Annotated in this window: 16 protein-coding genes; 14 read left to right on the forward strand and 2 right to left on the reverse strand. The window is 37.2% G+C overall.

What is annotated here, in order from left to right; genetic code table 11:
• Positions 1 to 10 precede the first annotated feature (10 nt).
• The 13 genes from GGQ92_RS08775 to GGQ92_RS08835 all read left to right on the forward strand — a co-directional run bounded on the left by GGQ92_RS08775 (position 11) and on the right by GGQ92_RS08835 (position 9,846).
• Positions 11 to 1,147 (forward strand): peptidase M16 family protein, encoded by a 1,137-nt coding sequence (locus GGQ92_RS08775; RefSeq protein WP_184247269.1) that lies wholly within the window; start codon positions 11 to 13, stop codon positions 1,145 to 1,147.
• 4 nt (positions 1,148 to 1,151) lie between these two features.
• Positions 1,152 to 1,439 (forward strand): DUF5344 family protein, encoded by a 288-nt coding sequence (locus GGQ92_RS08780; protein ID WP_184247272.1) that lies wholly within the window; start codon positions 1,152 to 1,154, stop codon positions 1,437 to 1,439.
• A 17-nt stretch (positions 1,440 to 1,456) separates the two neighbouring features.
• Positions 1,457 to 2,725, forward strand: coding sequence for a T7SS effector LXG polymorphic toxin (locus GGQ92_RS08785; protein WP_184247275.1), 1,269 nt, complete (start codon positions 1,457 to 1,459; stop codon positions 2,723 to 2,725).
• Between the two features lie 78 nt (positions 2,726 to 2,803).
• On the forward strand, positions 2,804 to 3,193 hold the full coding sequence (locus GGQ92_RS08790; protein ID WP_184247278.1) for a hypothetical protein: 390 nt from the start codon (positions 2,804 to 2,806) through the stop codon (positions 3,191 to 3,193).
• Entirely contained in the window at positions 3,190 to 3,657 is a 468-nt protein-coding gene (locus GGQ92_RS08795) for a hypothetical protein (protein WP_184247281.1), read from the forward strand. Before GGQ92_RS08790 ends, GGQ92_RS08795 begins: the two co-directional genes overlap by 4 nt.
• A 58-nt stretch (positions 3,658 to 3,715) precedes the next feature.
• The gene (locus tag GGQ92_RS08800) at positions 3,716 to 4,135 is read left to right on the forward strand and encodes a DUF5082 family protein (protein WP_184247284.1); all 420 of its coding nucleotides are present in this window, start codon (positions 3,716 to 3,718) and stop codon (positions 4,133 to 4,135) included.
• A 23-nt stretch (positions 4,136 to 4,158) separates the two neighbouring features.
• Entirely contained in the window at positions 4,159 to 4,611 is a 453-nt protein-coding gene (locus GGQ92_RS08805; protein ID WP_184247286.1) for a hypothetical protein, read from the forward strand.
• A gap of 110 nt (positions 4,612 to 4,721) precedes the next feature.
• Positions 4,722 to 5,414 (forward strand): hypothetical protein, encoded by a 693-nt coding sequence (locus GGQ92_RS08810; protein ID WP_184247288.1) that lies wholly within the window; start codon positions 4,722 to 4,724, stop codon positions 5,412 to 5,414.
• A gap of 164 nt (positions 5,415 to 5,578) precedes the next feature.
• Complete coding sequence (locus GGQ92_RS08815) at positions 5,579 to 6,637, forward strand: LLM class flavin-dependent oxidoreductase (RefSeq protein WP_184247291.1); 1,059 nt, start codon at positions 5,579 to 5,581, stop codon at positions 6,635 to 6,637.
• Positions 6,638 to 6,645: 8 nt separating this feature from the next.
• Positions 6,646 to 7,212, forward strand: a complete 567-nt coding sequence (locus GGQ92_RS08820; RefSeq protein ID WP_184247294.1) for an NADPH-dependent FMN reductase — start codon at positions 6,646 to 6,648, stop codon at positions 7,210 to 7,212.
• Between the two features lie 80 nt (positions 7,213 to 7,292).
• A complete protein-coding gene (locus GGQ92_RS08825) occupies positions 7,293 to 7,805 on the forward strand; it encodes a type 1 glutamine amidotransferase domain-containing protein (protein WP_184247298.1) in 513 nt (170 codons plus the stop codon).
• A 168-nt stretch (positions 7,806 to 7,973) separates the two neighbouring features.
• A complete protein-coding gene (cwlD, locus tag GGQ92_RS08830) occupies positions 7,974 to 8,681 on the forward strand; it encodes an N-acetylmuramoyl-L-alanine amidase CwlD (RefSeq protein ID WP_184247301.1) in 708 nt (235 codons plus the stop codon).
• A 109-nt stretch (positions 8,682 to 8,790) separates the two neighbouring features.
• Positions 8,791 to 9,846, forward strand: coding sequence for an Mrp/NBP35 family ATP-binding protein (locus GGQ92_RS08835; protein WP_184247303.1), 1,056 nt, complete (start codon positions 8,791 to 8,793; stop codon positions 9,844 to 9,846).
• Positions 9,847 to 9,918: 72 nt separating this feature from the next.
• Here the strand turns inward: GGQ92_RS08835 and gerD are convergent, their stop codons facing one another.
• Complete coding sequence (gerD, locus tag GGQ92_RS08840) at positions 9,919 to 10,593, reverse strand: spore germination lipoprotein GerD (protein WP_246384294.1); 675 nt, start codon at positions 10,591 to 10,593, stop codon at positions 9,919 to 9,921.
• A gap of 142 nt (positions 10,594 to 10,735) precedes the next feature.
• Between gerD and GGQ92_RS08845 the strand changes: the two genes are divergently transcribed.
• The gene (locus GGQ92_RS08845) at positions 10,736 to 11,329 is read left to right on the forward strand and encodes a KinB-signaling pathway activation protein (RefSeq protein ID WP_184247306.1); all 594 of its coding nucleotides are present in this window, start codon (positions 10,736 to 10,738) and stop codon (positions 11,327 to 11,329) included.
• A gap of 33 nt (positions 11,330 to 11,362) precedes the next feature.
• On the opposite strand, the gene pdaB is transcribed toward GGQ92_RS08845, so the two are convergent.
• Positions 11,363 to 12,130, reverse strand: coding sequence for a polysaccharide deacetylase family sporulation protein PdaB (gene pdaB, locus GGQ92_RS08850; protein ID WP_184247309.1), 768 nt, complete (start codon positions 12,128 to 12,130; stop codon positions 11,363 to 11,365).
• Positions 12,131 to 12,328 lie beyond the last annotated feature (198 nt).

A 12,328-nucleotide genomic window follows, 5' to 3' on the forward strand; every position in this document is an offset into this window, starting at 1 on the left:
AGGTGATAGAATGCTTTTGGAAAAACAAGTACTTCATAACCGTTTGAGATGTCTGTTTATTGATTCGAATGAAAGAGATAAGGTATATGTTTCTCTTCACATTGGTTCAGGATATGGAGATCGCATTATAGCCAAGAATGGTGACATGGAATGGGTTGGCAGTGGGACTACGAATATCTTATTGAATATCCGTAAGAACCAAATGAAAGCAAAACGTCCAGATTTAAATTTTCAATCTATTATTACAATGGACACCGCAACACTTTTCGTGGAAGTTCCTGTCTCAGAAGTAGAGGAAATAACAGAGATTATGTTAGCAAGTTTGCAATGGGAGGACATTGAAGAAGAAGAATTTATAGAACAAAAAAAGGCATCAAAAAGGGCTTTTTTAGAAAACCTGGACCACGTCTCCTTTCGAGCGATGATGGAAATCCAAGCATATGCGTTTCCAAATAGACTGTTTAGTGTATCTCTTATCGAGCAAGATCTAGAAGAGGTGCAATTTGAAGATGTTCTGACCCTTCAACAAGCATTTTTTCACCCGGATAACAGTGTTTTAGTTATTTGCGGAGATATGAATAAGATAAATGTGAAGGATAAAATAGAGAAGCAGCAGATGCCCTATGAAAAGCCAAAGTTCCCAGCAAAACACGTCTACAAAAGAGCAGCTGAATTGGTAGATCAAGAAATAAGTCAACAAGCTAATACCTCTTACTTTATTGGCTCGTTAGCATTTCGAAGTGAACGTATAGGTTTTTCACTGGAGGAAGAGCATGTTTTTCTACAGATTATCGGTGAGGTTATTTTTAAGAAGGACTTTCAAGTAGAAGTGAATAAGGATCACGCGAGTATTATTTATCAAACTTCGCTAAAAACGCGATATAAGCAAGCGTTATTAGCCACAATTTGGAGCAAAAATAAATTTGAACAAGCGAAAGCCAAAGTGTATGAAAGGTATCGGTACGTTAAGGATAACGATGCCGGCATGTATTCCTTTATATATGGCCAATTTGCAGTAAAAGACTTAGATTTATCCCAGTTACTTCTTGAGGAAGAGATACTAGGATTTGATCGCTTCCGAGAATATATTGATTGTGTGCAAAATACAATGGCAGAAACGAAAATCCACTATTCAAACGGAGGTTGAGATAATGGGAAGAGAGGTATTAGTTAAACCACACGAAGTTGAACAGCATCGCGATAACTTGAATGGGTCTATATCCGGTATAGAAGCAGATACAAAACTAATCGAAACTGAGTTAAGTGAAACTAATTTAAATAGTATCAATAAACTAATGGAGATATTAGTAAACTTCGAACAAACGATGACGATGTATGTAGAGATGTGTAATAAGGATACTGAGAAAGTAGACTTTGTGAAAAATAAACTCATTGAAGAGGATAATAGATTAGCAGATTTACGAATATTTACTGAATGAGAGAGGAGGGACCATAAATGAAAAGATTGTCCAATTCTGATATCACGACGTTAGAAAAAGATGCACAACAATACCGAGAACAAGTGTTGGATGCATTCTATGATTATTATCAAAAGGTTCTCTCCTTTATCGATAGTCGCGCAATGAAGGGTAGCACTGGTGAGGCAGTATTCTCCTATTATGGGCAGGTTCACTTATACTTAATTAATAAGACGATGAACGTAGTTAGTGAAATTTCAGAAGAGATAACCCGTATTAAAGAAGAGTTTTTAGCTTATGAAGAAACATCTGATGGATTAGTAGACACGAGTATCGTAGACGAAAAGCGAGATAGAATCCGCCAAGTATTCCGTGACTTCGAAGCTCATGAAGCGAGATTGAAAAATGTAGAGTCTCAGATTATGGGTATATCGGGTGTATCTGCAACAGACACAGATTCAGTAGTAACGAAGTTTGGCCAGACAGATACAGTGATGAGAGAAATTGTAGAGAATTTAGAACAGAAGGATGAAAGAATCTCCAATAATTTAACGAATTTAGAAAGTCGGGTTAACGAGTTAAAAAATGCCATTATCGATATAGATAATAATTATAAAACGGACAACGGCTTCTCACAGACAAAAATAGATGGAATCAAGCAGGCAGAATGGTATACCGAAGAGGAAACAAAAGAGCTTGCGGATAAGTTTATAGATAGTCCATTCATGGTAGGCAGTCATGAAGGTAATTCTTATGTAAGTGAAGTGGGAATGGTAACAGATCTAGGCGACCATACGCTCGGAGTATCGGCTAATGACCATGGTTATGAGTATTCTGTAGACGGTAATACGATGAGTGTCGGAGGTCATTATACTGGATTAGAGGCGCGATCCGAGATTCAAGGTGACTTATATAATAATACAACAAGAGCACAAATCGGCTATGCTGGAGCAAATTTAGAAGTAAGTGATACCGGATTTACTGCTGACGGTAATATCGGTGTAGCAAGAGCGGATGCTGATTTAACAGTCGGATGGGATGATTGGAATGTGCATGCTAGTGGAGATGCTGGTGTGCTAACGGCAGATGGAAAGGTAAGAGCAGACACAGGTGGAGTTGGCCTTAATGGATCTGTTTCCTTAGCGCATGCCGAAGCGGAAGGTGGAGTAAGCTTATTTGGAACGGATATCGATGTTGGTGTAAGTGTTGGTAAGGTTGGTGGTGGAGTAGAACTTGCTTGGGATAAGATAGAAATAGAGTTGAATATTATTGCTGGTGCAAAGCTATCGATCGATTTTCCATGGTGAGTTAACGATTATTAGATGTATACGAAGAAATGAACACGTTAAAACAAGACCAACTTTCACAAAAAGGAGTATTTTATTGTGAGTTTACCAAGGTTTATTGTATTAGCCGCAATTTCAATAATTATAAATCTAGCAAGTATGATAAATGCTGGATTTGCTCTCTGGTCATTGGTACTATTAATTTTTGCTATTTTTCAATTCAAATTCCGAGATGCGAATAGGCCAGCAACTGATAAAAAGACATATGGATTCATACAAATATTTATGTTAGCTGTTTTAATCTTTATGAGTACAATGGGGCTTGTAGGGAGTTATGCATTAGGTTTATTCGTCTATGACCGATTTTCGCAAATTTTCATCGTATGTTTAATAGCAGCCGTGCTAGGATTGGTATTGTACTATTACTTAGTAATTCGTTTAATGAGAGAGGCTATCTCTATCTTTAAACAAGGAAGGCGAGCAGGATGAGATGGATAACAATTGTCCTTTTAACGGTTGGAAGTTTGCTCATTAATGCCGTATCTATATACAATGTGTTTTTAGGCATTGCTTCCCTCTTCCTGTTATTGATCGTTTCTATTACGCATTTATTTGTTACATTAGTAAATAAAGCGAAACGCACATCGCATACCAATTTTGCGGTAAGAAATTTAGCAAACTACGGGACACATTCGCCTACGCGTACGATGAATAAATTTGCAGTTGTCTTTGGTTTAATCGTTGTGTACGTAATGTCCGTGTTTTTTACCATTTTGCAGATGTACCAAAGAGAAAATTTCACGGACTTTCTAACGAGGCATTTCAATGAACAATTACTCTTTGTAGCAGAAATATTAAGTGTAATCGGTTATGTACTATTTGTAAGCTCTTTGCTAGGTGTGACCATTTACTGTATCAGGGCAATAAAGAAGGAAGCGGTTTTTACAGGTTAATCTGATCTCAGCAAAATCATCATCCTATTGATTGGATAAATAGGGAGGGAAGGATGAAATGACTAGAGCACATTTACAGCAACAATACAATAGCATGCATCAACAAGTGCTGTCTTGTCAGGCAGAAAGTCGATCGCTAGAAGAACAATTAGAATTTGTCCGGGAAAAGAAAGAAGAATTAAAATCGCTTAAAAACGATTTTAAAACGAACAAGCAAGATGCGACTCTTGTAGATCTGAGTATTAGCATTATGCAATGGCGAGGGAGCAATTATGGTCTTTATCATGATGAATATATTCGAGATTTAGTAAATGATAAGTATGCAAAACTAATTAACGATATTGACCATAATCTCGATGCACTCGTTACGGAAGAACGCCGGTTAGAAAATAAGTTATTAGATAATCAAGGGCTAATAGGAAGATTAAGACAAGGACTGAATTGGATTACTTCCGAGATAGAGAAATTAGCAAATTAGTATTAGCGAAAAGGGTGTAATAGATGGAAAAAATAGAGCTAATCCTACCGAAAGCACATCAAAAAGTGCAAATAACACCAGCTATGCAGAGAGAAATGGACGATGTACAACGAGAGCTTTTGGATAAAGGAAATCGATTAGATGAAGGTAAAATTCATGTCATCATATCCAAAGGCTTTTATAAGCATGATAAAAAAATGATGACAATTGCGACGGTAATTGTGAATAAGACAAACCAAGATATAAATACACTTAAAATGACGTTAAAATTTGGGTTGAGAGACAATGTCAAAGCACAATTCGCTCCAATGAATGCTATGTTAGATGAAGAATTTTTAGGTCTCCTAAAAAATAATCAAGCCTTTATTTTGCATATAAATGTACCTGTAAAAGATGTAGGAGAAGGAGACCACGTATTTGAACCAAGAGATATTGTCGGTCAAATTGATAATGTGGAATATTTCATCCAGCATTAATTTGCGAGATGGAAGTACAAAATTCCTGTAATCACACCCTAACGTTAAAAAGCTATAATGGGGATTATGTGGAAAATTTTAAGAAGACAACATGTGAGGAGAGAATTTTAATGAAGAAATTATTATGGACACTAATGTTAGCGGGGATTCTTGTTATTGCTGGATGTGGTGGATCTGAAGATGAACCCGCGGAAGAAGAGAACACTACAGACACTGTAAATGAGACAGAAAATAATGATAATGAAGCAGAGGAAAGTACCGAAGAAGTCGAAGAAGAACCTGTAGAGGAAGTAGATACAGAGCAACCAGAGGAAAACAGTGATACAGGCGGAAGCGGTCTTGACCAAGCAAGCAGAGACATGCCAGACCTGAAGCTACAAGTCCAAAAGGCAGACGAGGAAGCAGGTATTACAACAGAAAACAATGAAATTTACAAACAATTAGTAGATGTCATTAATGCCGATCCGAAAGCTGGAATTCCTAATGACTTTAGTGTTTATCCACATGATCTCGTTCAAAATGAAGACGGTAGTACTTCCGTATTGTTTATCGGGGTAAATCGTCTAAATAGACCAATCCATAATATTTCCTTTGATTTAACTTTAGGTGATGTAGAAGGCAATTATATATTTGATGGTCAAGAAGTACTTCTAGATGAAAACGGAGTAGGAGTCATTCAACCTCATAGTGCGGTTCCATTCCTATTAGGTATTACAGAAGAAGATCAAGATATTTTTATGAGCTTGACGGAATCAAATGTAGAAATAAGGCTAGACAATGCTCAAGTGGACTACGGTGAATAATTAGATGAATATATTTCAGAATAAGTCTCTAAAGCTAGAGGCTTATTTTTTTTGATTTTGTACAAGGACAATACTCTAACTTACTTAAAGTAAGCAAATGGTTTTAAAATTGTCTCAACTTCCTCCATAATGTAGGTAATGTATTATTACAAAGGAGCATGAACATGGAAAAATTTAGAATACAGCCTGAGAAGGGCTTGGAATTTGGTTTATATACCCTTGGTGACCATTTACCAAATCCAGAGACAGGTGAGAGAATTTCTGCTAAACAACGTCTAGATGAAATTATTGAACTCGCAAAACTAGCCGATGAGGTTGGTATTGACTTTTTTAGTGTTGGAGAGAGTCATCAAGATTATTTTGTTACCCAGGCTCACTCTGTAGTGTTAGCTGCCATCGCACAAGCAACTGAACGTATAAAGATTGGTAGTGGATCGACAATTATTAGTACGTTAGATCCGGTTAGAGTTTATGAAGATTTTGCTACAATCGATTTAATCTCGAACGGAAGAACAGAGATTGTTGCGGGTCGAGCATCACGGATTGGTAACTTTGCTTTATTAGGTTATGACCTAAATAACTATGAAGATCTTTATGAAGAAAAATTAGATTTATTATTAAAAATCAATGAGGAAAAAATCGTAAATTGGCAAGGAGAATACCGTGCTCCCTTACAGGATGCTGAAGTAATCCCAAGACCATTGAATGAATCTCTTCCTATATGGAGAGCGGTTGGTGGTCATCCTTCCAGTGCAATTAAGGCAGGTCATAGAGGTGTGCCGATGTTTTTAGCAACGTTAGGTGGAGCGGCAGGTCATTTTAAACGAACGATTGATGCTTATCGTACTGCTTTAGTAGAGAGTGGTCACGACCCTGAGGAATTTCCGGTGGCGACTGCAGGGTTCTTTCATGTAGCGGAAACAACTCAGCAAGCGCAACGAGAAATGTATGAACACATTAACAGCGGGATGATGAAAACAAATGGCCGAGGTTATCCAAAGCCTCACTTTGCTCAAGGTGCGCATCCTCATGACGTAATGAATATCGGAAGTACACAAGAAGTAATAGAAAAAATCTTATATCAACATGAATTATTTGGACATCAACGATATATTGCGCAGATGGACTTCGGTGGCGTTCCTTTTAGCCAATTGAAACGTAATATTGAAACAATTGGTAAAGATATATTGCCGGCCATACGAAAACATACGGCAAAGAAGTAGGTGATGAAATGAAGTTTACGGTACTTGTAGGTTCACAAATGGGTTCCAAAACAAAAATAGCAATGACAAAGACATTAGATTTATTAACAGATAAATACCCAGAAATCGACACAACTTTATTGGACTTGGCTGACTATAAGCTCCCGTTTAGTGATGGACGTAACTATCTCGACTATGACGGCGATGCAAAATATGTGACGACTACTATTATGGAATCGGACGCCATTATAATAGGAACACCTATTTATCAAGCTTCCATCCCAGCTCCATTGAAAAACATTTTTGATATGCTACCTGTGCATGCACTAGAGGGTAAAGTAGCAAGTATTGTCGTAACAGCAGGATCAGCAAGGCATTATTTAATAGCAGAGCAGCAGCTCAAACCAATACTATCTTATATGAAGGCACAACTCGTTCCAAATTATGTATTCGTGGAAGAGATGGATTTCAAATTTAAAGAAATTGAGAATGATGATGTTGTCTTCCGTTTAGAACGTCTAATTGAAGATACCGTTCTTTTAGCAGAAGTGTACAAACAAATGGTCGATGCTAGGAATGCGGAGTATGATTTTTAATTTGAGATGTTTATCTTCTTCAATCTGTGGTAAAAACGTTACTGTAGGGAAAGCTAATTCTACCAAAGGAGTGTATCAACATGGCAAGAATTGCAACAGTAATCACAGATATGTTTGAAGACGTGGAATATACAGAACCTGCCAAAGATTTTAAAGAAGCTGGTCATCAACTAGTGACGATTGAGAAGGAAAAGGGAAGAACAGTTACAGGAAAGTCCGAGAACACGAAAGTAACGATTGATGAATCAATTGATGATGTAAAACCTGAAGACTTTGATGCATTATTTATTCCTGGTGGTTTCTCTCCAGATCAATTGCGTGCTGATGATCGATTTGTGCAATTTGCAAAAGCTTTTATGGATAGTAAGAAGCCAGTATTTGCTATATGCCACGGCCCTCAATTGCTCATTACAGCAAAGGCTCTGGAAGGTCGTGATGCAACAGGATACAAGTCCATTAAAGTGGACATGGAATACGCTGGGGTCAATTATAAAGATGAAGAAGTTGTTGTCTGCCAAGATCAATTAGTAACGAGTAGACAGCCAGAAGATATCCCAGCCTTTATGGATGAATCGATTAAATTACTACCTTAATGATGAAACAGATAAAAATGGTTCCTATTTTGGAGGGACCATTTTTTTATGTTCGTAATGGTAAATTGGAAACTAGATAAATCTTTCTTTTTGCAGTAGTTATTCGAATATTATGATGGGCTGTCCCATATAAATGGAAGGGAGGAAGTGCGACGAGGGGGATGTGGGATGTCACGACGTTTGATGAAGGTTTTATTGTGGCTAAGTGGTTTATTCTTACTTATTATATTTATACAATATCCAATACAAAGCAACATCAATTCATGGAAGACGATGTCTCTACCTTTAGCGGGTAAAACGATTGTAATAGATCCAGGTCATGGAGGGGTAGATGGCGGAGCAGAAGGTACGGATGATACACAAGAGAAAGAAATTGCACTAAATGTATCGCAGAAATTGCAAAATTATTTGGAACAAGCAGGAGCGATTGTTTATCTGACTCGAGAAGGGGACTATGACCTTGCGAATGATGATACGAGAGGCTTGTCACGAAGGAAAGCAGAAGATATTCAGAGACGTGTTCATTTTATTAAAGAAAAAGAAGCAGATTTCTTTTTAAGTATTCACTTAAATTCCTTACCTGATAAACGTTGGCGTGGAGCTCAGAGCTTTTTTTACCCGGGAAATGAGCAAAGTGAATTATTAGCGACATCGATTCAAGATGAAATAAAAGATAATTTAGAAAATACGGAGCGTAAAGCTTTGGGTATGCGGCAAGTATATTTATTAAAGTATACAGAAGCACCGGGAGCTCTAGTAGAGATTGGTTTTTTATCTAATGATGAAGAACGAGAGTTACTAAAGGATAAAGGATACCAACAAAAAATGGCGGAAAGCATTTATTTTGGCATTCTTAAATACACTTCTGAAGATTAGGCGTCCGATTTTTCAAATGGTATTCTAGATGCGTCTTTCATTGGGTTCTATTTATTATATGTTATACTAGAAAATAGGGAACGATTCTAATTAATTGAGGTGACCTATTTTGTTAACGGAAACATCGGTAAGAGAACTTTTAAATAAAATGAAAGACCCTTTTTTACATAAAACATTTGAAGAAACAGATGGGATTGTTGAAATCTCATTAAAGCCCGAAAAGAACCATGTTAGTGTTAAGCTAGCGATTGCGAAGCTAAACACGGCAGAACAAATGCAATTACAGCAACAATTGGTGGCTTCGTTGAAAAAGCTTGGAGCAGCCACTGTCGGTTTGCGATTTGCGCAATTACCTGAAGAAACCATTGCAAAGTACCAACCAACGAAAGAGGAGGATACCTCTATCTTAGGGGAAAACTCTAAAACAAACTTTCTAGCTATTGCAAGTGGAAAAGGTGGCGTTGGAAAATCAACGGTGACCGTAAATACAGCTGTTGCATTAGCGCGCCTTGGTAAAAAGGTTGGAATCATTGATGCGGATATTTATGGGTTCAGTGTACCAGATATGATGGGTGTCGAAGAGAGACCAAAACTAGTGAATGGAAAAATCATTCCTGTTGAGCGCTTCGGAGTGAAGGTTATGTCCATGGGCTTCTTTGTGGAAGATAATTCGCCAGTTATTTGGAGAGGTCCACGTCTTGGAAAAATGCTAGCTAGCTTTTTCAAGGAAGTGAATTGGGGAGAACTTGATTATTTATTGTTAGATTTACCTCCTGGGACGGGAGATGTTGCTTTAGACGTTCACAATATGATCCCTTCTTCAAAAGAGATAATAGTGACAACACCACATCCAACAGCGGCATTTGTAGCGGCAAGAGCTGGTCAAATGGCGATTAATACAGATCATGAAATTTTAGGCGTGATTGAAAACATGTCGTACTTTGTAAGTAAAACGTCAGGTGAAAAAGAGTACGTGTTTGGAAAAGGTGGCGGGGATAAACTAGCTGAAGTACTAGATACAAAGGTCGTTGGCCGTCTATCCTTACAGCAACCATATGAGGAAAAAGACACGTTTGCTCCCTCTGTTTATCAAGAAGATCATCCGAACGGAAAAGAATATATTGAAATTGCACGTTACGTAATTCAACAGTTTGAAGATAAGTAAAAATAGGAACCCCCAAGAGTTAGGTTAACTAGCTCTTGGGGGTTATTTACGGCGCTTGCGCAGAGGGGGAGTTTAACCTCCTCCTCCACCACCTTGTTCTCCCTCTCCTTCTTCCGAGCCGCCGCCAGATTCGCCACCACCAGATTCACCGCCGGAGGATCCACCACCTTCACTTCCACCACTTTCTTGAGGAGGCTTCATTTCCTGTGCAGCTTGTAAAATAAGGTCAGCCAATTTAGCTTGGAAGATAGGCGAAGAAAAAGTTTCCTCCATTACTTTTTCCAAATGGCTTCGAAATTCTTGTCCTGTCACAACAGTTAATAGCTGTTTCTCCATGTCAGGATTACTTAATATTTCTATAAGCTTCTTCTGGTACTCAGAATCACTCATTAAGTTTTTCAATACATCTTTTTGCTGTTCTTGCATGGCTAGTGCGTAGGCCTCAACGAATTTAGGGTCCTTAAACATCTTCTCCCAAAACTCTTTGCCTTTGTCAGAAGAAAGTGCCTCAGTAACAGCTTCTTTCATAGCAGGTGATTCGACAACGTAGGTTTGTTGCATGTCGTCACTACTTAAGACTTCGGTAATAGCCTTTTTACCCTCATCTGTCTTAAGAATGTCAGCGACCATCTTTTTAGTGCTCTCGTAATCGCCAGTTTCTTTTTTTTCACCACCACCTGCGTTACACCCAGTAAGCATAAGCATTGCTATACATATTAAAAATGTCCATTGCTTCATCTGTTTCATAATCATTGCTACCTTTCTATAAAAGGGTCTTATTCATAATATGGATTCAAATAACTTTAATATGTATGAAGAGCGAATTTTTTTTAGAAACATGATAAAATGACAACAGGAATATAGTATATAGCTTTAGGGGGATATTTGATTGAAGAGCAGGAATGTAGTTAGGTTATTTTTCTCCACCCTACTTTTAGGTGGACTCTCCACATTAGTAACAAGCTTTTTTGTGAAGAGTGATGTGTATTTGGAATTTATGAAGCCGTTTGACTGGTTTGAAGTGTTAGGATTGTTTCTGTTTTTTATAGGGCTGGGTCTAGTATTTAGTATTATCAGTCAAATGGGCTTTTTCGCATATTTGACAGTAAATCAATTAGGACTTAGTTTTTTTAGAACCTTTTGGCCATGGCTACAAGTTGCAGTAGTTGTAGTTGTGTTGTTTGATCTTGTCTATTTCCGTTATAGTATAGTGGAAAATAGTTCTGTTATGCCATATGTGTTTGCTTCGATCTTCTTACTAATTTACAGTTTAATTATTGCTCGAATAAAAGCAAATCAAACAAATAAAAAAGCATTTATTCCGGCATTGTTCTTTATGGTCGTTGTTACTTTTATTGAATGGGTACCAGGACTAAGAACAAGTGGTGGCGATTATGCTTGGTTGATGATTGTCCCATTACTACTATGTAATACGTATCAATTACTAATACTGCATCGTTTAACAGAAAAGAAACAGGCCTAATCATTTAGGTCTGTTTCTTTGCGTAAGAAAGTATCAATTTGAAGTTAATTGTTCATCTTTCACATCGGCTTGAGAAATGAGTTCACTAATCGTCGTCAACTTCAATTTACGATCTTTTAATTTAGGAATAATTTGTTCTAAAGCACTAGTCGTGTATTTCACTGTATCGGATGCATGAAATAGGAGGATATCACCTTTTTTAGTTTCATCTAATACAACATCCGTGATTTTTTCAGTCCCTGGATTTTCCCAATCATGTGAGTTAACGCTCCAATGAATTACTTTTAAGCCCTGTTGTTCAGCGAGTTTAATGACTTCTTCATTGAAATGCCCATTAGGTGGTCTAAGTAGGTAAACATTTTCATATCCAAGCTTTTGAAATGCTTCTTTTGCCTTGATGATATCTCTATTAATCTCCGATGAATCTTGTTCTAAATAGGATTTATATTGATATCCTAACATGCCAATTTCATGTTCAGCCTCTGAAATAGAGTCGAGTAAATCAGGATGTCTCTCCGCCCATTCTCCAGTTATAAAAAATGTAGCAGTGGCTTTTTGATCTTCTAATGTTTTTAATATAGAAGAGAGTTGTTGATCACCGTGACTTATGTTAAACGTTAATGCAATTGAGGAGTCGGATGAATCACCAGTATGAAGAGCAGCAGGTTCTTTTTCATTGGAAAATACATCTGTAGAATTTTGAAGTTCTAAATATAAAAAAAAAGCAGCAAAGAATGAGGCGCATACAATAATGAAACTCCATCGAACTTTTTTTAATGGAATAATATATAGTCTCCGCACAATATAATCCTCCCTCAATATAATTAATTTTTCTTTCATTTACTCGTTTTTTCTTAAAATTCCACTTACACCGAATAGTTAATTCACCTTGAATAATGGATAATATTTGCATTTATAATAAATATTTACATAGTGAAAACCATCCTATCCTCCAAACTGGTATTGATTGGAAAATGACAGTATAACCGTGCTTAAAAT

The sequence above is a fragment of the Gracilibacillus halotolerans genome, from assembly GCF_014206945.1.
Taxonomy (GTDB): Bacteria; Bacillota; Bacilli; order Bacillales; family Amphibacillaceae; genus Gracilibacillus; species Gracilibacillus halotolerans.